General features: G+C 46.8%; 23 protein-coding genes. 18 read left to right on the top strand and 5 right to left on the bottom strand.

Translation table 11 applies throughout. The annotated features are described in order from the left end of the window. Positions 1–220: 220 nt before the first annotated feature. The 9 genes from AC50Y3_RS05115 to AC50Y3_RS05155 all read left to right on the top strand — a co-directional run bounded on the left by AC50Y3_RS05115 (position 221) and on the right by AC50Y3_RS05155 (position 8877). Positions 221–1219 (top strand): mannonate dehydratase, encoded by a 999-nt coding sequence (locus AC50Y3_RS05115; RefSeq protein ID WP_494817650.1) that lies wholly within the window; start codon positions 221–223, stop codon positions 1217–1219. Positions 1220–1505: 286 nt separating this feature from the next. Next, positions 1506–2522: a LacI family DNA-binding transcriptional regulator gene (locus tag AC50Y3_RS05120; protein ID WP_494817651.1), complete on the top strand. Its 1017-nt coding sequence runs from the start codon at positions 1506–1508 to the stop codon at positions 2520–2522. A gap of 29 nt (positions 2523–2551) precedes the next feature. Continuing rightward, positions 2552–3376, top strand: coding sequence for an ABC transporter permease (locus AC50Y3_RS05125; protein WP_494817652.1), 825 nt, complete (start codon positions 2552–2554; stop codon positions 3374–3376). Between the two features lie 105 nt (positions 3377–3481). Further along, positions 3482–4507: an ABC transporter ATP-binding protein gene (locus AC50Y3_RS05130; protein WP_494817802.1), complete on the top strand. Its 1026-nt coding sequence runs from the start codon at positions 3482–3484 to the stop codon at positions 4505–4507. 54 nt (positions 4508–4561) lie between these two features. Then, positions 4562–5773 (top strand): extracellular solute-binding protein, encoded by a 1212-nt coding sequence (locus tag AC50Y3_RS05135; RefSeq protein ID WP_494817653.1) that lies wholly within the window; start codon positions 4562–4564, stop codon positions 5771–5773. Next, the gene (locus AC50Y3_RS05140) at positions 5773–6615 is read left to right on the top strand and encodes an ABC transporter permease (RefSeq protein WP_494817803.1); all 843 of its coding nucleotides are present in this window, start codon (positions 5773–5775) and stop codon (positions 6613–6615) included. Before AC50Y3_RS05135 ends, AC50Y3_RS05140 begins: the two co-directional genes overlap by 1 nt. Beyond that, the gene (locus AC50Y3_RS05145; RefSeq protein WP_494817804.1) at positions 6615–7082 is read left to right on the top strand and encodes a hypothetical protein; all 468 of its coding nucleotides are present in this window, start codon (positions 6615–6617) and stop codon (positions 7080–7082) included. The genes AC50Y3_RS05140 and AC50Y3_RS05145 overlap by 1 nt, the downstream gene beginning before the upstream one ends. A gap of 1 nt (position 7083) precedes the next feature. Next, positions 7084–8079 carry a CehA/McbA family metallohydrolase gene (locus AC50Y3_RS05150; protein WP_494817654.1) on the top strand — a complete coding sequence of 332 codons (996 nt, stop codon included), beginning with the start codon at positions 7084–7086 and terminating at the stop codon, positions 8077–8079. A gap of 42 nt (positions 8080–8121) precedes the next feature. Continuing rightward, positions 8122–8877: a glycerophosphodiester phosphodiesterase gene (locus AC50Y3_RS05155; RefSeq protein WP_494817655.1), complete on the top strand. Its 756-nt coding sequence runs from the start codon at positions 8122–8124 to the stop codon at positions 8875–8877. Between the two features lie 59 nt (positions 8878–8936). Here the strand turns inward: AC50Y3_RS05155 and AC50Y3_RS05160 are convergent, their stop codons facing one another. Genes AC50Y3_RS05160 through AC50Y3_RS05175 form a run of 4 tightly spaced genes read right to left on the bottom strand, consistent with a single transcriptional unit; the run spans position 8937 to position 12949 of the window. After that, positions 8937–9170 (bottom strand): hypothetical protein, encoded by a 234-nt coding sequence (locus tag AC50Y3_RS05160; protein ID WP_494817656.1) that lies wholly within the window; start codon positions 9168–9170, stop codon positions 8937–8939. Then, positions 9170–10369: a Ger(x)C family spore germination protein gene (locus AC50Y3_RS05165; RefSeq protein ID WP_494817657.1), complete on the bottom strand. Its 1200-nt coding sequence runs from the start codon at positions 10367–10369 to the stop codon at positions 9170–9172. The genes AC50Y3_RS05160 and AC50Y3_RS05165 overlap by 1 nt, the downstream gene beginning before the upstream one ends. Beyond that, positions 10359–11468, bottom strand: coding sequence for a GerAB/ArcD/ProY family transporter (locus tag AC50Y3_RS05170; protein ID WP_494817658.1), 1110 nt, complete (start codon positions 11466–11468; stop codon positions 10359–10361). Before AC50Y3_RS05170 ends, AC50Y3_RS05165 begins: the two co-directional genes overlap by 11 nt. Beyond that, complete coding sequence (locus AC50Y3_RS05175) at positions 11465–12949, bottom strand: spore germination protein (protein ID WP_494817659.1); 1485 nt, start codon at positions 12947–12949, stop codon at positions 11465–11467. The genes AC50Y3_RS05170 and AC50Y3_RS05175 overlap by 4 nt, the downstream gene beginning before the upstream one ends. A gap of 229 nt (positions 12950–13178) precedes the next feature. Here AC50Y3_RS05175 and AC50Y3_RS05180 point away from each other — a divergent pair, with 229 nt between their 5' ends. The 8 genes from AC50Y3_RS05180 (at position 13179) to AC50Y3_RS05215 (ending at position 19725) form a co-directional block, all read left to right on the top strand. Then, positions 13179–14108 carry an ABC transporter ATP-binding protein gene (locus AC50Y3_RS05180; protein ID WP_494817660.1) on the top strand — a complete coding sequence of 310 codons (930 nt, stop codon included), beginning with the start codon at positions 13179–13181 and terminating at the stop codon, positions 14106–14108. Beyond that, positions 14101–15045 (top strand): ABC transporter permease, encoded by a 945-nt coding sequence (locus tag AC50Y3_RS05185; protein ID WP_494817661.1) that lies wholly within the window; start codon positions 14101–14103, stop codon positions 15043–15045. The genes AC50Y3_RS05180 and AC50Y3_RS05185 overlap by 8 nt, the downstream gene beginning before the upstream one ends. A gap of 211 nt (positions 15046–15256) precedes the next feature. Next, positions 15257–15589, top strand: coding sequence for an ArsR/SmtB family transcription factor (locus AC50Y3_RS05190; RefSeq protein WP_494817805.1), 333 nt, complete (start codon positions 15257–15259; stop codon positions 15587–15589). Between the two features lie 49 nt (positions 15590–15638). Next, positions 15639–16121 (top strand): ArsI/CadI family heavy metal resistance metalloenzyme, encoded by a 483-nt coding sequence (locus AC50Y3_RS05195; protein WP_494817806.1) that lies wholly within the window; start codon positions 15639–15641, stop codon positions 16119–16121. Between the two features lie 51 nt (positions 16122–16172). Next, on the top strand, positions 16173–17636 hold the full coding sequence (locus AC50Y3_RS05200) for an arsenic transporter (protein WP_494817662.1): 1464 nt from the start codon (positions 16173–16175) through the stop codon (positions 17634–17636). Then, positions 17633–18058 carry an arsenate reductase (thioredoxin) gene (gene arsC / locus AC50Y3_RS05205; RefSeq protein ID WP_494817663.1) on the top strand — a complete coding sequence of 142 codons (426 nt, stop codon included), beginning with the start codon at positions 17633–17635 and terminating at the stop codon, positions 18056–18058. The genes AC50Y3_RS05200 and arsC overlap by 4 nt, the downstream gene beginning before the upstream one ends. Positions 18059–18074: 16 nt before the next feature. Further along, positions 18075–19295: a chromate transporter gene (locus tag AC50Y3_RS05210; protein WP_494817664.1), complete on the top strand. Its 1221-nt coding sequence runs from the start codon at positions 18075–18077 to the stop codon at positions 19293–19295. A 109-nt stretch (positions 19296–19404) separates the two neighbouring features. Beyond that, positions 19405–19725 (top strand): YolD-like family protein, encoded by a 321-nt coding sequence (locus AC50Y3_RS05215; protein ID WP_494817665.1) that lies wholly within the window; start codon positions 19405–19407, stop codon positions 19723–19725. 89 nt (positions 19726–19814) lie between these two features. Here the strand turns inward: AC50Y3_RS05215 and AC50Y3_RS05220 are convergent, their stop codons facing one another. Next, on the bottom strand, positions 19815–21365 hold the full coding sequence (locus tag AC50Y3_RS05220) for a multicopper oxidase family protein (protein ID WP_494817666.1): 1551 nt from the start codon (positions 21363–21365) through the stop codon (positions 19815–19817). Between the two features lie 281 nt (positions 21366–21646). Between AC50Y3_RS05220 and AC50Y3_RS05225 the strand changes: the two genes are divergently transcribed. Beyond that, positions 21647–22588, top strand: coding sequence for an aldo/keto reductase family protein (locus AC50Y3_RS05225; protein WP_494817667.1), 942 nt, complete (start codon positions 21647–21649; stop codon positions 22586–22588). Positions 22589–22632: the final 44 nt, after the last annotated feature.

Here is a 22632-nt window from a genome sequence, read left to right on the forward strand (position 1 = left end):
ATAATGGCTGTCGTTTTCTCTTTCTAAGCACGACATAGGGGAGGTTTGCTTTATTAATCACGCTTAAAAAGGGATTTACTTCCATGTTATCGAATTCATTATTAGCTCGAAAGAAAAATTCATTCTTGAAATGAAGATACGCTCGTACACTATAAAAATGAGCTCGTTTCGAAGACAAAATCAATCAAGATTGCAAATTGGGATCGGACGGTGATGAAGTGTGAAGCAAAACATGCGGATTGCCTTAGGTCAAATGCAAGAGCTGACACATGAAACCATGACTTTTGCCAAGCAATTAGGCGTAACGAGTGTTCAACTCAATACCCCAAATCTACCCGGAGAATATTGTTGGGCGTACGAAGATTTATCTGCGTTAAAGAAAACTTGCGACGACAATGGATTGTTCTTGGAATCCATTGAAAATGTCCCCATTCGCTTCTACGATAAAATTATGCTCGGATTGCCCGGCAGGGACGAGCAAATCGAGAACTATTGCACCATCATCCGTCATTTGGGGCGTGTAGGGATTCCAATACTCGGTCACCACTTCATGCCGAATTTTGTTTGGAGAACATCTTCAGAGCCGGGCCGTGGAGGTGCAATGTGCACGGCTTTCGATCTTGATGTTGCGGCGAGCGGCATTAACCAGGTTAAGTATGCTTCAAACCGTGAAGTGAGAATACCTGACGAAGCGGTCATGTGGGACAACTATGCTTATTTCTTAAATGCGGTGATTCCTGTAGCTGAACAATCAGGTGTGCGGCTTGCGCTCCATCCCGACGATCCGCCGGTTGCAATGCTTGATGGAACGGCTAGAATTTTCTATAAAGTGGAGAACTTCAAGAAAGCAGAGGCTTTAGCCAATAGCGATGCATGGGGATTGAATTTGTGTCTGGGCTGCTGTTCGGAAATGGTCTTCGGAGCTGCTAATGTCATGGAAATGATTCGATATTTCGGGCCGCGACATAAAATTTGTTATGTGCATTTTCGGGATGTTCAAGGCACTATGCCGAAGTTTCAAGAGTGCTTCCTGGGTGAAGGAAACTATCATCCTGCAGAAGTTTTGCGGGAGCTGAAGCAATCGGGATTTACTGGTTTCTTAATGGACGATCACGTGCCAAGCGTCATTAATGATTCGGCATGGGGTCATCGCGCGCGTGCTCATGCCGTTGGGTATATGCAAGGTCTATTGAATGCGCTCGAGCTGCTGGAAATATGAAGAATCAGCATCGTTAATTGATCTAAAGACAAAAGCTGCCACGGGATCTCCGGGCAGCTTTTGTTTATCTACAGTCGTACTAAGACCATTTAAATTTACATTTTACACAAAACCACCGAAATCGAGTTATAATTCGGTGGTTTTTCATTTTATTGGATATTTTTAGCGTTATATTTACAATTCCTTAGGCTTGGTTTAACGCAGTAGAAACATCTACTCCTTAATCTATAGGTATGGGAACGATCCCATGTGGGAACGGTCTCACAGCAGTGAAAGGGAGTGCATCGTGGATAATCCGACCATCAAAGAAATCGCCCGGCGCGCTGGAGTGTCCAAATCTACCGTTTCGAGGATTATTTCCGGAAATGGATATTCCAGTCTGGAAGCGCGCGATAAGGTGCTTGGGCTGATCGAGGAACTGCAATACAAACCAAATGCGGTTGCAAGGGCAATGGTGTCGCAAAGGACGCATAACATCGGGTTGCTCTTGTATAGACGAGATCATCCGATTGCCTCACATCCCTTCTATGGGAAAATCATCGATGCCGTCCTGTTGGAGTCAGCACGGCTGAACTATTCGATATTCGTTACAACGGATCACGATATGTCTTATCGGTCAGCTGACTTCATGATCGAGAAACGAGTGGATGGCCTCATTCTGATCAGTCGGCTGCAGCAGAATGTCATTGATCATATTACAAACTTCGGCATCCCATTTGTCATGGTGAACGGTTCGACGGACGTCGATGGCGTCATTCATATCGTGAACCAGGACGAAGAAGGCGGCAGGATGGTCGCCGAATATTTGACGCAAACCGGGCATGAGCGAGTATTCGTCATCGCTGGTCCGCAAAGCCATCGAAGTCACCATTTACGTTTGAAAGGGTTCATGACTTCAATCAGGCAGGCCGGTATGCAAGATTCCGATTCGGTAATTCAATCCGCGGCGACTTCGACCTTTGGAGAAGGATACGAGATTATGAGCCGTCAATGGAGTCAATTTCGGGAAGGCGATTATACGGCGCTCTTCGCCACAAATGACATGCTCGCAATGGGTGCGATGAAATTTCTGCTGGAGCAGTCGATACGTATTCCCGAGCAAGTCTCGGTAGTTGGATTCGATGACGTGGATTTCGCCGCTATGTTCTCGCCATCCTTGACGACGGTCAAGGTAGATACCGGAGAGATGGGCACGCAGTCCGTTCGGCTTTTAGACCAACTGATCCGACAGGAGCAAAACATTGAGTATCCCAATCAACTGCTCCCTCGGCTAATTATTAGACAGTCAACCAAACCACTATAGATCCAAATCGAAAGGAGCGATAACCCTTCATGGGCTGGTATTTCAAAGCACTTGGAACAAGGAAAATTATTGAATTTATCGTGCTTGTCATCTTCGTCATTTTCTTTCTGGGACCGCTGCTAAACTTGGCCATTCTGGCCTTCACCGGAAAATGGAACTACCCGGACGTAATGCCGCATCAATGGTCCATGAAATGGTGGAGCTTTGTCTTCAAACAGGAAGATATCCCGCAATCCATCGGTTTATCCTTCATGATCGCCTCTATTGTAACAGGACTGTCCATCGTGCTGTGCATTCCGGCAGCTTATGCGTTCGCACGCATTCGTTTCCCGTTCAGTCGTTTCTTCTTATTCTCATTCCTGCTAACCCATGCATTTCCGAAGATGGGGCTGTATGTCTCGATCGCGGTGCTATTCTACAAGCTCGGCCTGATGAATACGCTGCTCGGTGTTGTCTTGATTCATATGATCAACGTGCTTATGTTCATGACGTGGATTCCGACCGCCGCCTTCCGGAATGTACATCAAGCGCAGGAAGAATCGGCGAGAGACGTGGGAGCCGGCCCGATCCGTGTATTTCTAAAAATCACCTTGCCAATGGCATTGCCAGGCATCATCGTCGCCTCAATCTTCACATTCCTTAACTCGCTCGATGAAGCGCAGGGTACGTTCCTGGTTGGTATCCCAAATTACAAAACGATGCCGATCGTCATGTATTCCATTATCAGCGATTATCCGGCATACGCCGGCGCGGTGTTTTCCATCATTCTGACCGCACCGACGATTATTCTGCTCCTTGCAGCCAAACGTTTCGTAAGCGCGGATGTCATGTCCAGCGGGTTTACGTTGAAGTAACGAAGCAATTATTGCAAAACAAAGGAGGCCATCAAGAGTATGATTCAGGCCATTCAAGCTATTCGAGACAAGCAAGAAGTTCAACAAGTTCGAGACAGTCGAAACATACAACTCTCCGTTCAACAGCTGTCGAAACGCTACCGCACCGGCGAAGGGGTTACCTCGATTTCGCTTGATGTGCATAAGGGAGAGCTCGTTACGCTGCTTGGTCCTTCTGGCTGCGGCAAAACAACGGTGCTGCGCAGCATCGGCGGCTTTCTCGAACCGGACTCCGGCGATATTCACATAGAAGGCGTAAGTGTGCTCAAGTCTCCTCCGGAGAAACGTCCGACTTCGATGGTGTTTCAGAGCTACAATCTATGGCCGCATATGACGGTGTTCGATAACCTGGCATTCGGTCTTAAAATACGAAAGATGAAGAAGGCTGACATTCGCAAGGAGGTCAAAGATGTCCTGAAGCTCGTTCGCTTACCGGATGCCGAGAACAAATATCCCGGCCAGCTTTCGGGCGGACAACAGCAGCGCATTGCGCTTGCCAGATCTCTGCTCTTGAAGCCTGCTGTTCTTCTACTCGATGAGCCGTTCTCTGCGCTGGACGCGAAGCTGCGACATGAGATGCGGGAGGAACTGCGGGAGATTCAAGCGGAAACCGGCCTTACGATGGTATTCGTCACGCATGATCAGGAGGAAGCGTTGTCGATTTCGGACCGCATCGTCGTCATGAATCACGGCAAGATCGAGCAGATCGCATCGCCGCAAGAGATATACGACCAGCCAAGCTCGCTGTATGTCGCTCAATTTATCGGCAAAATGAACTTTTTGAAAGGGGTGATTTCGGAAGGCCAAGTCACGGTAGGGAAGTTGAGGTTTCCAAATTCGAAATCGTTGTCCGGCGGGGGATGGCTGGCAATCCGGCCTGAAGATGTCATCATGTCCAGTCAAGAGCAAGAAGGTTTGCCCGGCATCATCAAACAGATTATGGTTCTAGGCCACTATGCCGAAGTATCGATTCAATTACCGGAGCACGGTGTCATCCGGGCGTTTCAGCCGCGGGATGCCGTCAAGGAACTAAATTCCGGCGACCAGATTTATGTCAGCTTCAAGAAAGTCATAACGTATCCGGAAGTTTAAGGCAATCGAATCCAAGCGCGATCCAAAAACCCAATGCCAAGGAGGCAAATAACCATGTTTAGCAAAAAATCCACCCTTACTTTACTGACATTAACAACCGTTACCGCAGGTCTTCTCGCGGGATGTGGAAGCACGAATAATGCTGAGAATGCCAACGCGGGAGCAGCAAACACCAATACGACTAATGCGACGAATGCAGCCGGCAATACGGCCTCGACGAACACATCGGCTGAACCGGTCGAATTCAGCTTCTACTTCACAGGCTCCGAGAACGTTAAGAATTTGTGGGACACGCTTGTGCCTATGTTTGAGAAGGATCATCCGAATATCAAGGTTAAAGAAGTATATATTCCTTCCGGTACCGGCGCGCAGCCGACCTATGATCGCATCCTTGCTGCGAAACAAGCAGGCAAAGGCTCCGGCGACATCGATCTGTACGAGGACGGGCTGAGCAACGTAACCCAAGGACAGAAGGACGATTTGTGGGAAACGCTTGATCCGGCCAAAATTACCAACCTTGCTTCCGTTGATGCCAATACGATGAAGGACGTATCCAACCTGGCTGTGCCGTATCGTTCATCCGCTGTCGTGCTCGCATACAACAGCGAGAAGGTGCCGACGCCTCCGAAAACGCTTGATGAGTTGTTTGCTTGGATTAAGGCCAACCCGGAACACTTCGCTTATAACGACCCGTCCACTGGTGGCGCCGGCAGTTCGTTTGTCACAACGACACTATACGACAAGCTTCCGGAAGATGCGATTCATAACTCAGATCCGAGCATTGAGAAGCAGTGGGACAAAGGCTTCGACACGCTGAAGGATCTCGGCAAATACGTGTACGGCAAAGGCATCTATCCGAAGAAAAACCAAGGCACGCTGGATCTGCTTATCAGCGGCGAAGTGGACATGATCCCGGCTTGGTCGGACATGGCGCTTGAGCAAATCGGCAACGGCCAGCTGCCGGATACGACCAAAATCGCGCAAATCACCCCGGGCTTCAACGGTGGTCCGACGTACCTGATGGTGCCGAAGCTGTCTGAGAAGAAGGATGCGGTCAATGAGTTTCTGAACTTCGTGCTGTCGCCGGAAGCGCAATCGGTAGTCGTAACCAAAATGCACGGTTTCCCCGGCATCCAGCTGTCGAACATGCCGCAGGACATCCAGGATTCCTTCAAAGGCGTGGCTGAAGGCTTCCGTACATTCAACATCGGCGATCTGGGCAGCGAGATCAACAAACGCTGGCAAAGCGATGTAGCGGCGCAATGATGAAGAAACAAGTGAAAATGGGGATACTGGGATTGCTTCTGGTCATCCCCTCTTTTCTTCTGCTGTTCGTCACGGTCGTCATCCCAATCGCGGTATCTTTCAAGGAGAGTCTTACCAATAAAGAGGGCGGCATCGACCTGTCGAATTACAAGTTCTTGTTCACTGACAAGCTGATGCGCTCCAATATTATATTTTCGCTGGAAGTGACGGTTATATCGGTTGTGATCGTGCTTATCGTCAGTTATGCGCTGGCCGCTTACATGCGTTTCAACAAAGGCAAATTAGTCGGGTGGATTCGGAATATGTACATGATCCCGATGTTTATTCCTTCCGTCATCGCGACGTACGGCTTGATTCAGCTGCTCGGCAACCATGGCTGGATATCGCGCTTTGTGCTGCTGCTTGGCGGCAGCGGCGTTCCACGCATTATTTTCGATATGAAAGGCATTATTATTGCTAATCTTTGGTTCAACATACCTTTCACAACCATGCTGCTGGGTTCAGCCTTGGCGGGTATACCGGATTCGGTGATGGAAAGCGCGAAAGATGTAGGAGCTGGCAGACTCCGTCTATTCAGCCGGTTTATCGTGCCACTCACTTACAAAACGCTGCTTGTGGCGGTAACCTTCGTCTTCATGGGCGTTATCGGCTCGTTCACCGCACCGTTCCTCCTTGGACCCAATGCACCGCAAATGCTCGGCGTGTCGATGGAGCAAATTTTCGGCGTGTTTCAGGAGAAGGAGAAGGCTTCTGCGCTCGCGTTCTTCACCTTTCTGCTTTGCTCGTTCATGGGCTACTTCTACATTCGCAGCATGATTAAGGAAGAGGGGGCACGTTCGTGATGAAACGTCTTCTCTTGGAAGCGGAGGGTCAGGTAAGTTCCGTCTGCTCCAAGTCCCATATTGCCTATAGCTTTCATTTGGACCGACAAGGCGGCAAACTCTGGATCGATTTCGCTTACGAGCCTAAGAATCTAGAGAACCGCGAACAAGCTTATTCGTTGATCGAGGCCGGCATCGACAAGTACACGGAACCGGCGCAGCACGGTCGACTGCTGGAGAAGTGGGAATCTTATCTGCCGCTTAAAAACTTGATCACCGTATCCGTCGATGACCCCAAAGGGCATCGCGGCGCCGGTCATCGCCATGATCCGGAGCAGCTCCTGTTCATCGGTGGACTGGAAGCGTCAGCAGGCTTCGTCATCGGCGAGCTGACCAAAGGGCTGTGGCGGGTTACGTTAAGTCTGCATGAGATTGTGACGGACAACTGCCGGTACCGCTTGCGAATTCACCACGAGGAGGCGGTATAGGATGCGCTGGATGGCATGCGAACTCCATACGCATACGGATCACAGTGATGGCAGGCAATCGCTGCTGGAGCTTGCGCAAGGGGCAAGGAGACTGGGCATCGACTGCGTAGCTCTGACCGACCACAATACAATGACCGGCTTGAAGGATAGAGAGCGCGTCGAACAAGAAACTGGCCTCAACATTATTTCAGGCATGGAGTGGACAACGTTCTACGGACATATGGTGACGATCGGACTAACCGAGTTCGTGGACTGGCGTCCGGTAGGGCCAAGCGATATTCACGAGGGAATTGAACAGGTCCATGCGCATGGTGGTATTGCCGGAATGGCGCATCCCTATCGCATCGGAAATCCGATGTGCACAGGTTGTTTCTGGGAGTTTGAGATTCAAGATTGGAATCAGCTCGATTATATCGAGGTATGGTCGGGTACGTTCCCTTCGATTAAGACGGACAATGCCCGCGCGTTTCGTCTATGGACCGAGCGGTTGAACGACGGCTTCCGAATCGCGGCAACTTCAGGTCGGGATTGGCATGTACAGGAGCAGACCGATGCCCCCATCTCCGTAACGTATTTGCGGCTCGATCCAAGCGAAGGCAGCTTAACTCAACAAGCCGTGCGCGCTCTAGCCGCTGGCAGAGCATCCGTAACAATGGGACCGCTTATGACGCTGGAGCTGAACTCGAAGAATAGGGTTTATGGCATCGGCGATTGCGTGTCTGGGCAGGAACTTAGCCATAGCTATGTGGCTGTCGTGGAGATTGATTTTCAAGTTAGAGCAGGCTTATGGGAGTTTCCTGAAGCCGGGTATTTAATTACGTTAATGAGTAATCTCGGCGTGATCGGCGAACAGCTTGCAAGCACGGAGCAGGACCAATATCGCTTCGAGATTCCCGGTAATGATTTGAAATGGGTGCGAGCGGAGCTCAAAGGAACCGTGCGCGGTGCGCGCACGACGGTTGCTTTCACGAATGCGATTTACGCGGAATCCGAATAAACTTATAGTTAGCTTAAGACGGTAGTTAGGAGTGGGAGAAGAATGCTGCGAAGCTTTCCTTTGATTACGGCTCACGCCGGTTGCATGGACACGGAAGCTCATACGCTTCGTTCGGTTCAAATCGGTCTCGAGCTTGGTTCCGACGTAGTGGAAGAGGATATTCGGGTGACCAGGGACGGGATTCCGGTGCTGGCACATGACGATGAATGGATGACCTTTGAACGGTTGAATGTGAATATAGCTAGTATGACTTACGCGGAATTAAACGAATTGCAATTGGAGTCGGAGCACGGCAAAGCCGCAGGACTCCTTAAGCTGGAAGACATGCTTCAGCTCGTGCAGGCATCCGGAAAAACCGTGAATCTGGACTTGAAGGTGGATGCGGCAATTGAGCCTGCTGCGGCGCTGGTCCGCAAATTCGGCTTGTCGCAGCAGGCTTTCTTCTCGGGCTGCGAGGTGCAACGGGCACTGCTGGCCGAGCGACTGCAGCCGGAAATGCGTAAGCTTCTTAACGCCAACATCGAGCTGTTCAAGACCTTGCCTTACCGGGAGGCGATGGTTCAAACCTGTGCGGATGCCCGCGAAGCATCGTGCTTTGGTGTGAATATTTATCATGGCCTTCTGCGGCAAGAGTTTGTGGAATATGCCGAAGGACTGGGACTTCCCGTATATGCTTGGACCGTTGAGGATGAAACGTTAATGCGCCAATACGCGGAATGGGGCGTTCATTCGATCACGACACGCAATGTTGAGGCGCTGGTACGCGTGAAGCAGGGATTCGAAAAAAGTAATATTTAATATGATAAAATACCCGAAAGCCACATTGAGCCGATCAATGTGGCTTTCAGCACATTCAGTTAACTTATCAGGTACTTCCCGATCTGTTCAAATGGAACGGAGAAGATACTCATTGGATTAAATAGGAGCGACTTGCTTAAGAACACAATCGAATACATCACCGCAGCGAGTACCATTAACACCATATAGATTCTGGCCGTCCTCACTTCGTGTTTGCGAATAAGGCTGCGGACTTGACAATAAGACACGGCAGCCGCGAATGCGATGAAAAACAATACGTTCATAATCTGCATTAATCTACGTCACCTGTTTTCTCATTTCGGTATAACGGTAATTTGGCGTAACCTGTACCTACAACAGCTATCTTTGCGTCTATGGTTACATTTACATGTGGGTAAAGGCTTGTCCATGTAGATGAAAGGCGCTTCCACTCCGAAGGGTAAGCAATATGCAGACTACGACCGAACCCGAAGACGTCGGCATTGAATTGCTGCTGGCTCTTCTTCACCGAATTTCCGATGGATTGAATGAGCTCAGAGGAGAGAAGTTTATTCAAGAGCTCAACATTACTTGGCTGACTGAAGTCTAGATTAGTCTCGTTCTCAATGATCTCGCATTCACTTTGAATAGAGACCTGCATGCGTACCGTATTTCCTTCCATTAGCGGATGGAAACTGTGTTTAGACTTCAGAATTTGAACGCTGACGTTGCCTTGACCTTGCGGAACGTAGACCGTAATAAAAGAACTCGACATATTCTTTGTAGCCCAATTCATAGCGCGGGTTTCTTCTTCGTTAAAATAACCAATTAGCTTCATTTTCTTGAAAATGCCTACGCCATATAGCTTGATATGCGGTTCCGGTCCTGACGCAGGTGAGGGGGAAGATTCTTTAGACGCTTGTTTTTGAATAACCTCGAATGCCCCCATAATCGGTTCGATTCCCTCAGACGAGGCGGTTGCATTAAAGTTCAAGATCGTTGTTGCGCTGCCGGACGGCTGCTTATGCAGGTTTTGAAATTGATCCGCCGGGATCGCTTCGAGCGCTACCGGATAATTAAGAAGCGTCATAGCATCCGCTCCTTTGGCCACGAATACCATATTTCTCATCCGCATATCCATTTCACGCCCAAAGCTGTCAAATACCTTTTCCAACCCATGCCGTGCCATGCTTTCGCCAATGATAATAACTCTCCGATGAGAATAATACAGCTTAAGATGGATTTTTTGCTGCAAGCGTTGGCGCGTATCGGCCAGCGTTTTTCCTTTTGCAGCAATAACGAAGAAAGACTTTGGATCACCGCTGCTCCCGCTGGATTGCATCGGCGTCGGGATGGCAATTTGGACGCTTTGCGTTAGAGTCCCGTCCTTATTGAAATCTAACCCGCTTGCAGTAACGATCGCTAGCTCCTTCACTTCTTTCCGATCCCAGCACCCGGTTATCAGAAGCAAACTCAAGAGCATAGATGCGGAGATGGTGTTTCTAAGTCTCATGAATCGTCCTCCACCTGGATTGGATCGAGTCGATGCACAATAGGAGGGTTGGAATTAGATTTGCAGCGATGAAACTTGCAACAGGGAAGGTATAAAAGTAGAACTGCAAGCTGATATCCATGCCCGGGGTATCTTTCAGTATCCAAATCGTTCCGATAAAGACGATCAAAACCACGGGCAGTGTGATCGATCGCTGGTTCTTCACTTGGGAAATCCGACTGACACAGAGACAAGTGACAAACAGAAATGTGGCCAGCTTAAGAAATCCTACGGAGACCCATATCGGAAAAAATACAGGGTCAAGCCTTTCTAACACATCTCCTAAACTGATATAGCGGATTAAAGCTGCGTAAGGGAAGGGGAATTTTGTTACAAGCGGACCTTCAATAAGGGTGCATATAAGAACTGTTTTCAGCATGAAGAGGGTAATGATTAGCGTTGAATACAAGGAAGCCTTGCGGGCTTGTTTTTGTTGATTCATAAAAGGGATTAAGAATGCGATGAGAATGGTTTCCCCCAGCCAGCCACTGGGTACAGAAGCGCCTCGTATGATCGAGAGAAGTCCGTTATCTGCGACAGGTTGAAGATAGATCCCATTCCAATCACGAATGGATATCAACAATATCGAGGTGGCAATAACCACCAAAATCGGAAAGATAATCTCGCCGCATCGGCCGATGACGCCTATGCCGGACCAAGCAGCTATACCGCAGACGACAAACAACATGAGCAAGATTACGACATGCGGAGTAAGCTGATGTGAAATCACGGCGATGAGATCGGCAATCACTTTTGACATCATGGCTGTGTAAATAAAGAGAAAGCACAAGTAATAGGCTTCAACTAATTTACTGAACCATCCTCCTAAAATGCGTCTGCTGTACTCAATAATCGTCATATTGGGGTAACGGGAGGCTAACGCAGTAGAAACATAGATACACCAAATGCTTGTGATTGGAGCAATTAGAATGGACAACCATGCATCTTGCTTGGCAAATTGCGCAGGGAAGGCTGCGATATTAAAAATCTCAGTACCCAGAACCGAAACGCTAATAATAATAATAAATTGCCATTGGGTGAGCTTCTCTGTCTTATTCATCTGTGCCTCCTCATGTTGAACCACGGTCTTCGAATGAACACATCCTTTATACCGTTTATTGAGAGCGGTGCTACTGGATAGAGGTAAGGTACGCCAAAGGAACGTAATGCAGCTAGATGGATGAGGATTGCAATAATGCCGATCATTAAGCCGTAAAAGCCCATAAAACCGGCCAGCAACAGCAGCGGGAAGCGCAGCAGGCGGAAAGCCAATCCGAAATTGTAGCGGGGAACAATGAACGATGCGATTCCGGTCGTTGCCACTACGATGACAACTGGGGCAGAAATAAACCCGGCCTGTACAGCCGCTTGTCCGATAACGATCCCGCCGACGATGGTGACTGCGGAACCAACACCTTTTGGAAGTCGTAATCCAGCTTCGCGTAATGCTTCAAACGTAATTTCCATAATCAGCGTTTCAATGATCGCGGGGAATGGAGACATTTTTTGCGATGAAGCAATGCTCAGAAGAAGGTTGGTTGGTAACACCGGATGATCATAACTGACTAACGAAACATACAAGGAAGGTAAAAGTAAAGAAACGGCCGTAAATAAAACGCGGAGCCAACGAATGGGCGTCGCAATGATCGATCGCTCGTAATAATCTTCACTTGCTTGCAATCCGGTCCAAAATGTCATCGGTACTACCAAAGCGACAGGGGTACCATCAGTTAATATGGCTATTTTGCCTTCAAGAAGACTCCCAATTACCACATCCGGCCTTTCGGTGTTCTGAATTTGCGGAAATGGAGAGTATGCACTATCAGTAATAAGTTCCTCTATATAGCCGGACTCCAAGATTCCGTCGATTTGAATTTGGTGAAGCCGGTGACGAACATCATGGAGTAAATCCTCCTTCGCAATAGCTTTTAAGTAAACGATTACGACATCCGTTTGCGAAAGTTCTCCAATGGATAATGTTTCGATTTTTAAATCGGCGCTCCGAAGTCTTACTCGTAATAATCCTGTATTTGTTTGCAAGCACTCCACGAAGCCCTCTCGAGGTCCGCGGATTACGGGCTCTGATTGGGGATCTTCAATGGCTCTTCTTTCCGACCCTTGAACGGTTACGGCTACACCATAATCCACGCCGTCAAATAGAAAGACGACATCGCCTTTCAAGATGCTATCTACTATGTCGCAAAGGAGAGTTACCTTCTTCGTTATGCTAACTGGGATCAAGTTTGCTTGAATGGCTTGATCGATGCCATCCGACGGTTCCAATTCCCGAGAGAGGCTCGCGAACTGCTTGAGAATCATGCTCTCCAAATGGTTTCGATCGGACAAACCGGCGATATAAAGCGCGAGCATAGTGATCTGCATAGGGCTTGAGGAGGAATGGAACACGACATCTGAACAATCTTGGAAAATGGCTTTTATCATTTGTTCATTTTTCGAGATGCTAGGATCTAACGGAACTTGATAATCTTGATGTTCCGGTTCTGAGGGATTCCCGCCGGATCGATGTTTTAGGAATTTCATTACAAAGTACTCCTTAAGCCAAATTAAAAAGGAAATCAAGTTTTTAATGTGAATAAGTTGTCCGTTATTATCCTTTTTATGCAGAAAAGCGCATATGTGCTCGTCCGCACTATCCTGATGAACAACCACCATTTTACAACAATAATACATCCTTAATTAATAAAAATTTATTGCAAAACAATAAATCATAACTTAAAATCTAATTATACTTTATATAAGGAGACCAATTATGAGCAATGAACCTGTCCTCAGCTTACGTCAAGTAACCAAACGAATCGGCCGTTCCACGATTATTGATAATCTAACGTTTGATGTTCCGCAAGGGGAGATTTTCGGATTTTTAGGCCCAAACGGCGCCGGCAAGACGACCACCATTCGCATGATGGTCGGTTTAATGTCCATTACCGAGGGCGAAATTTTTATCAAAGGTAAAAATATTAAAAGCGAGTTCGAGCAAGCGATTCGTCATGTAGGAGCCATTGTGGAAAACCCGGAAATGTACAAGTATTTGAGCGGCTACCACAATCTCGTTCATTATGCGAGGATGGTGCCGGGCGTGACCAAGGAACGCATCGATGAAGTGGTTAACCTCGTTAAGCTGGACAATCGGATCCGTGACAAGGTTAAGAAGTATTCCCTGGGGATGCGTCAACGTTTAGGCGTAGCGCAAGCATTGCTGCATCGTCCGTCGCTGCTCATTCTGGACGAGCCGACCAATGGGCTCGATCCTGCGGGCATTCGCGAGCTTCGCGATTATTTGCGCCTCTTAACCCGCACGGAAGGCATTACCGTCATTGTCTCCAGCCACTTATTGTCCGAGATGGAGCTGATGTGCGATCGAGTTGCCATCCTTCAACAAGGTAAGCTGGTTGATGTGAAGCCGATTCGGGAGTTTGTTCAGTCGGCAGACCAGGCGCAAACCTACTTCATTGAAGTTAAGCCAGTGGAGCGTGCACTGGATGCAATGAAGTCGTTTGAGTATGTAAAGGAAGTGAGGGTTCTTCCTGAAGGGCTGGAGTTTATGACTGAGAAGGAACGGATTCCCGATATCCTGATGGATCTCATGAGATTGGATGTCAGAGTCTATGGTGTTCAAGCGCAGCGGCAATCCTTGGAGGATCGATTCTTGGAAATAACTGGAGGCGGGAAAATTGGGTAGTCTGTTATTGAACGAAAATATGAAGCTGTACCGTCGGATCCGTACATGGATCATGGTCGGAGTCATGATCGTTATTCTTGGCATTGTGAACTTCTCGGTCTGGTACGACTACAACAATGATTCGCATAGCGGCACTTGGCAGGAGCATGTTGCCGCAGAGAAACAATCCCTTGAGAAAGCGCTGCAGAAGCCGGATCTGAACAAGGAAAGTAAACTCTTCGATGAAGAGATGGTCGTCAAATACGATTATCAGCTTAAGCACGATATCCGACCGGTCGATGGCACGATGTGGGTAGGGATCAACGTGTCGACGAACTTTGTGATCTTGATCACGTTATTTACCGTTATTGTCGCAGGGGACAGCATGGCGGGTGAATTCTCCTCCGGCACGATTAAGCTGCTGCTGATCCGGCCAAACAGCCGTCTGAAAATTCTACTGTCTAAATATGTATCGATGATTCTGTTCGGGATCATGCTCCTCCTCATCATGGCTGTCGTATCTATCCTGATCAACGGAACGCTGTTTGGATTTGGGCACACCGACTTGCCCTTGTTACAGGTAAATGCCGACGGAGATGTTGTGGAACGGAACATGGTCGTAAACCTGTTGCAAACGTACTTGCTTAAAGGCATTTCGACGATTATGTTTGTTACCATTGCCTTTATGATTTCGACAGCGTTTCGCAGCAGTGCGATGGCCATCGGGTTCTCCCTCTTTGCGATGTTTGCGGGTTCGATCGCTACGGAGTTTTTCCGAGCTTATACCTGGAGCAAGTACATTTTGTTTGCGAATATCGATCTGACCCCGTATTTATCCGGGCACCCTTATCAAGAAGGGATGACCCTGACTTTTTCCGCTGTTGTCCTGATCATTTACTTCCTATTGATTAATTTGGTCTCTTGGCTCGTATTTACGAAAAGGGATGTTGCTGCGTGACTAAGAGTATTTGTTGCATGGGCAAAAAAGGCAGCCGAAGGGGCTGCCTTTTTTTATTGATAGAAGATTCCACTTGTGCGGGTAGTTTGCGAAGGTAAATCAAATTTTTTTGATTAATTGTTGATACGCAGAAGAATGTGTGTTAGATTTTACTCGAGTGTTAGATCAAGAAAAGTTGATCTAAGGAGAGGTGATCCCGATAAAAATAACAATCCCAGTCAATGAACGAGCAACTGCGCCGGTACCATTTGAAAAATATGAACGGAAATTTAAAGCATTAGCGGATCAAAAAAGGCTCCAGATCTTATATGAGCTTTGCCAGCGCGGGAATACCTGCGTCTGCGATTTAACCGAAGTGGTGGAAATGACGCAATCCAAGCTATCCTATCATTTGAAAATTCTGCTCGATGCCGACCTCATTACAAAAGAGACAAGAGGCACTTGGAGCTACTACGAGCTGAATCCAAACGAAATAAACGCTCTGCTTTCCGAACAGCTATGCTGTATCTTTAGACCGTCGGATCGTAATTCGGATTGCTGCTAAATTTTTATCGTTTATTAATCAAAACAAATTGATAAAAGAGGAGTGTTAAATCATGAAAATGCACGTAGCCATCAATGTCGGAAATCTAGAGCTATCACTTGAATTTTATAAAAAGCTTTTTAATGCAGAACCGACCAAAGTAAAGGAAAACTACGCCAAGTTTGAGCTTGATAATCCTTCATTGCATTTTTCGTTAAATATTCGTCCATACGAAAACCGTGGTGTGTTAAATCACTTTGGTTTTCAAGTACAGAATACCGAAGAGGTGTTGGCAACCAAAGCACGTTTGCAAGAAGCCGGTCTGGTTTCCTTTGATGAAATGAATATCACATGCTGTTACGCAGTACAGGATAAAATTTGGGTATCAGATCCGGAAGGTAATCCATGGGAAGTATTTTATACCAAAGAGGATAGTGAGTTTGAAGCAGCAGAAGAGCATGAGAATACTCAACAAGATGTTTGCTGTGTTGTTAAATCTGCCCCTCAAATAGTGGAGAAAACAGATATGCACGCGGTAAACAAATGCTGCTAATTCAATGAGCCCGCTGGATACCGGATTGATGCGAGTGATTGGGGGTACAACATGACGATAATAGCGTTTCTTATTTTTCTGGTCACTTTAACATTTGTCATTTGGCAGCCAAAGAGGCTTAATATCGGCTGGTCAGCAAGCGGTGGTGCCATTCTTGCTCTGATTTTCGGAGTGGTGGATTTCGCCGACGTTGGCACCGTCACCGGTATCGTGTGGAATGCGACACTTGCGTTTGTAGCCATCATTTTGATTTCACTTATTTTAGATGAGATTGGTTTCTTTGAGTGGGCTGCCTTGCATATGGCACGAATGGCAAAAGGCAACGGAAAGTTGATGTTTGTGTACGTTGTTCTCCTTGGCGCAGCCGTGGCAGCTTTCTTTGCTAATGATGGAGCGGCACTTATATTGACACCCATCGTGCTTGCGATGGTGAGGGCGCTTAAATTTGACCAACGAATGATTTTGCCGTTCATCATGGCGAGCGGTTTTATTGCGGATACGACTTCGTTGCCGCTAGTGGTTAGCAACCTCGTCAACATTGTGTCGGCTGATTATTTTGGTATCGGCTTTGTGGAATACGCCAGTCGGATGATCATTCCGAATCTATTCTCCCTATTGGCAAGCCTTCTGGTCTTATTCTTATTCTTCCGTAAGAGCATCCCTGACAATTATGATTTAAAGCAGCTTATCAAGCCAGTCGATGCCATAAAAGATAAGAAGATGTTTCAGCTGTCATGGATTATCTTAGCAGTGCTTCTTGTTGCCTATCTGGTAAGCCAGTTCATCCATGTTCCGGTTTCGGTCATTGCCGGCGTAGTTGCCATATGGTTTATGTTGGTTGCACGCCGCAGTCCAGCCATTCATACTTGGAAGCTCATTAAAGGGGCTCCTTGGGCTGTCGTGATCTTCTCAATTGGAATGTATGTTGTTGTCTATGGGCTGCGCAATGTTGGTCTGACAGACGAACTGGGAAGGTTAATACAAACCTTAGCCGACAAAGGACTGTTCATCTCAACGATCGGAATGGGTTTCCTTGCAGCGATACTGTCTTCAATGATGAACAATATGCCGACGGTTATGATAGATGCCCTCGCCATTAAAGGAACGGCAACAGGAGGTGTCATTCGAGAATCGTTAATCTACTCGAATGTAATCGGAAGCGATTTGGGTCCGAAAATTACACCGATTGGCTCACTTGCAACTCTTTTATGGCTGCATGTGTTATCTCGTAAGGACGTTGAAATCACATGGGGTAATTATTTTAAAACAGGCATCATACTGACAGTTCCGACGCTGTTTATTACGCTTTCCGGACTATATTTGTGGCTGCACCTGATTAACTCGACAACCATTAACGTTTGGATTTTGATTGCTTTATGTACGGTAATTATGATCGTTGTTGCGTTACTGATTAAAGTGGTATTCGGTTCCCCAAAAGAACATATTGAAGAAATAGTGATACAAGAAGTAGTACAAATCAAACAAATCGACGATAAGGGAGATCAATCATCATGAACAACAAGCCGCTCGTTTACTTTCTATGCACAGGAAACTCTTGCAGAAGCCAAATTGCTGATGGGTTTTTGAAGGCTCTTGGCAGTGATAAATATGAGGTAAGAAGCGCGGGACTCGAAGCTCACGGATTAAACCCACGCGCCGTTCAAACCATGAAAGAAGCCGGCATAGATATTTCTAATCACACATCGGATGTCATTGATCCGGAAATTTTAAAACAGGCGGATTACATCATCACGCTTTGTGGACATGCAAATGATAACTGCCCGGTTGTTCAGAATGACAAAGCGCAGAGATGGCATTGGGGCTTTGAAGATCCGGCTAAAGCAACAGGAACAGAGGAAGAAATCACAGCGAAATTCCGTGAAGTACGCGATTCGATAAAAAAACGCATGGAGCTGTTTATTGCAGAAGGTAAATAAGAAAGGGAGAACCAGCTTGAACACTGAACAAGCAAACGAGCGGCATGCGAACACATCGGATGGTAAGTTACGAACGTTGCTGGAGGTTGGCATTGTCTCAACGAAGCTAGGACTTACTTCGTTCGGAGGGCCAATTGCTCACCTTGTCTATTTTCAGAATGAATATGTCAAAAGAAGAAAGTGGATGGACGAAAGAACGTATGCAGAACTCGTAGCATTATGTCAGTTTCTACCGGGTCCATCCAGCAGCCAAGTAGGGATGGGTATCGGTATTATCCGAGCTGGTATAGCCGGAGGAGTAGTAGCTTGGCTTGGGTTTACCCTTCCATCTGTACTGGCACTCGTTCTTTTTGCATTGGCCGTACAAGGATTTGACATTGGAAATACGGGTTGGATTCATGGATTGAAAATTGTAGCCGTCGCCATTGTAGCTCAAGGTGTCTATAGTATGGGGAGAACGTTAACACCGGATCGCAGCAGAGCAAGTATTGCCATTATAACAATGGCCTTTACGTTGCTGTTGTCGACGGCATTAAGTCAGGTCATTCTGATCGTACTTGCAGCTATGATTGGCTTACTCCTCTATCGCAATAAAGAAGCACCAATTGCTTCAGAATTAGATCTATCCTTAAACAGAGGGGTAGCACTGGGATCTTTACTTTTATTTGCCGGTTTATTGATCGCTCTGCCTTTGTTGCACCGATTGACAGATAACCCTTGGCTTGCAATTGCCGACAGCTTTTATCGTTCAGGCTCCCTAGTATTTGGAGGAGGGCATGTGGTACTGCCTCTCTTAGAAAAGGAAGTTGTTTCTGCAGGTTGGATCAGCAAACAAGATTTTTTAGCAGGATACGGTGCGGCACAGGCTGTCCCTGGGCCACTATTTACGTTTGCAAGTTATTTAGGAGCTATGATTCGGGGAGTATGGGGAGCCGTACTGGCTACAATATCCATATTTCTTCCGGCGTTTCTTCTCATGGTCGGAACGTTACCGTTCTGGAATCATATAAGAAAAAGCTCTAGAATGCGTGGTGCTCTGACTGGAGTGAATGCTGCGGTTGTTGGTATTCTGCTAGCTGCATTATATAACCCGATTTGGACTTCAGCGATACTTTCGACTGAAGATTTTGTGCTTGCGGTGGTTTTATTCGGAATGTTGGTATATTGGAAATTGCCTCCATGGATGATCGTCATTGTAGGAGTCCTTGGAGGCAGTGTTATTCCTTTCATGCCGTAATGGTAGAAAGGCAGCATCGTTCTTTAAAGATTTAGTGAAAAAGATATGGATACAAGAACATTTGTTCGTGTATAATGATAATACCACGTTATAAAGGGTGATTATTATTATGGAGCACGAACAAGTGAATCAGGCAAACTTACTTTTGATTGAACGGCAGATCAAACAAGTCAGTTTAAACTTCCGAAATCGATATCGACGACCCCCAAAGCCTAATTTAGACCCATTTGAGCGTGATCAAATTATGAACGTACTGATTGCATCATTAGGACTGCGCTACACAGTCCACTTAAGGCTATATCATGAGTTTGAAGATTGTGCAGTGATTGGTGTTATCGATAGAATAGATCCCTATACAAGGAAGGTCCTGGTTGATGGGGAATGGTTTCATATCGATAACATCATTAAAGCGGATTCCGAATCGGACTAAGCCTTTATCAAAAGCCGGCACAAGCCCCTAATAGGCACTAGCAATTGGCGGAGCAGTTCATTACGATGGCTGCCTTTGTTCAACTCCATTCATTTATTTCGTTGGTGTTCCGTTCTAACTACGTCAAAAGGTCGCATCATTTCATAATCCTCATGTTCGAGCATGTGACAATGCCATACATACCTGCCTGTAAACGGGCCAAACCGGGCGATAATAGAGGTAACATAACCGAATGGAGTCTGAACGGTATCTTTAAGTCCCGTTTCGTTCGGTTCTGGCGGAACGGCAGGGCCTGTAAACTTCAAATTACCTGCTTGCTGATAATGAGTGACATCGAATGGTTGACGATCAAGTATCTCAAAGTCAATTAAGTGGATGTGGATTGGGTGCGGGTCATCATCTATTAGATTAATAAATCTCCAAATTTCAATTGCACCTAGCTCAATTACCTCCGATATACGATCGTTCCACATTTTTCCGCTAAGCAAATTCAAAGATCGATTATATTGATCTTTTATTCGAATCAGGGGCAAATCCCGTATTCTTTGCGCCATGTTTCTGGTAAGTCGGCTGATTTTCCCTAAATTCGCAGGTACCGAACTAGTATCTTTATTTTGTAAAGGTAAAATGACTCTAAATTGCATGATATCTGTAGTTTCGGGGGAAGCACTTTTGGTCGCATTTTTAAGCGTGATGATCTGACCGGATTGTTTGGAGAAATCAATTATGATGTCCGCACGTTCTGATGAACCTAAAACGATTTGATTCATTTTCACCGGTTGTTCCAGTAATCCGGCATCCGATCCGATTTGGGTAAGAGGTTCACCTGAATCAAGGGCTGCTGTAAGTATTCGACTATTACAGCCGTTTAGTATTCGAAAACGATATTTTCTAGGTTCCACTTCCAGATATGGCCAAACTTTACCATTCACCAACATGGTATTCGCATCAAAAGGAGGTACTAACGAAGGGAAAGGAGTACATACCTTCTTATCATCCGGACAACTTGGGTAGGAGAGCGAGCCATCCGGATTAAACGAGCGGTCTTGGATTAACAGAGGTATCTCATATTTTCCTTTGGGCAGATTAAGGGATTCCTCATGCTTGTCACGGATCAGATAGAATCCAGCAAGTCCCGCATAGACATTTAATCTAGTGATGCCAATCGTGTGGTCGTGATACCATAATGTCATTGCGCGGTCGATATTGGGGTATTCATAGATTTCTCTTCGGAATAATGGGCCTGTTTGTTCAAAATGACGTGTAAACCAGGCTTCGGGGTAACCATCGCTATGGGACGGTGTAGTAGAACCATGCAAATGAACAACGCTTCTGCCTTCTGGCAAGGTGATTTCAGAACCATGAATCGTCGTGTCGATTGGGAGAAAATGTTTGTTTGGAAGATCGTTCATCCATTTAACGCAAACCATTTCATGCTGCATGACTTCAAAGGTTGGGCCAGGATAGGTTTCCTGATACCCCCATAAGCGTGTAGGGGGAAGATCTCTGTGGAGTTTTTGGTAAAACTCCTTCATAGTTACTTCGTAATATGTCCAATTATTGTTTCGCTGTATCGGGGATAAAGTACTGGGAATAGGCAGTTTATCGACGAACTTCTGCAACTTAATGCTAAGAGGCATAAGGTTGGCAACCTCCCTCTGAAGATCAACTAAGTTAGTGTATGAAAGTGAATTTGATCAATATTACTGAGAAGCTCTTTTCGGATTTTGGGGTTTGAGGCCATTACCGACAAGCGAGCTGACTCGAACACTTAAGTATATAAGAGTATAGTAAGTATAATTTATATAATTTAATGATAATAATTTCACTTCTTTAAATCATATATAAACTATCATAGAATGAAGAAGTCTTCTTGGAAAGAGGATACGATATCAACTCGCGAAGCAGGAGGGAATTCTTCATGAAATACCGGAAACTGGGCGGGACAGGCCTGAAGGTGAGCGAAATCAGCCTGGGCAGTTGGCTGACATACGGCGGCTACGTCGAGCGTGAGAATGCAATCCATTCTATTAAAACGGCATACGAGCTCGGTATCAACTTCTTTGATACGGCGAATGTATACGAGCGGGGGGCAGCTGAGGAGTTGGTTGGAGAAGCGCTGAAAGCATATCCGCGCGAATCGTACGTACTGGCTACAAAAGTATACGGGCAGATGGGCGATGGGCCGAACGATCGCGGTCTTTCCAGAAAGCATATCATTGAACAGGCGAATGCTAGTCTAAAACGGCTCGGCCACGATTACGTGGATGTCTATTACTGCCACCGTTATGATCCGGAGACGCCGCTTGAAGAGACACTACGAGCTTTGGACGATTTAGTACGACAAGGCAAAGTGTTATACGTCGGCGTCAGCGAATGGCAAGCTTCGCAGATGGCAGACGCGCTCAGCTGCGCAGACCGCTTTCTGTTGGACCGCATCGTCGTGAACCAGCCCATCTACAACATGTTCGAGCGCTATATCGAGAAAGAAGTCATTCCGCTCGGCGAACGTTCCGGCATCGGCCAGGTGGTATTCTCGCCGCTGGCGCAAGGTCTGCTGACCGGTAAATATACTTCAGCCGAAGATATTCCGGTTGAAAGCCGCGCCGCTAAGCTGGACTGGGTGCGCAAAGGCATCACTGATGAGAAGATTGAGAAAGTCCGTAAGCTGGAAGGCATCGCGCAAAACCTCGACATCACTGTCGGAAACTTGGCGCTTGCCTGGATTCTCCGTCAAACCAACGTCGCCAGCGCACTTATCGGAGCAAGCCGTCCGGAGCAAGTGTCAGAGAACGCCAAAGCGTCGGGCATTGAGCTTGGCGAAGACATTATTAGCCGAATCGAAGAAGTTTTAACGAACTAAACCGAATTTCCGGTATTAGGCGATACAGCCTAGCAAATAATAGT

The organism is Paenibacillus sp. J22R98 (assembly GCF_059383835.1).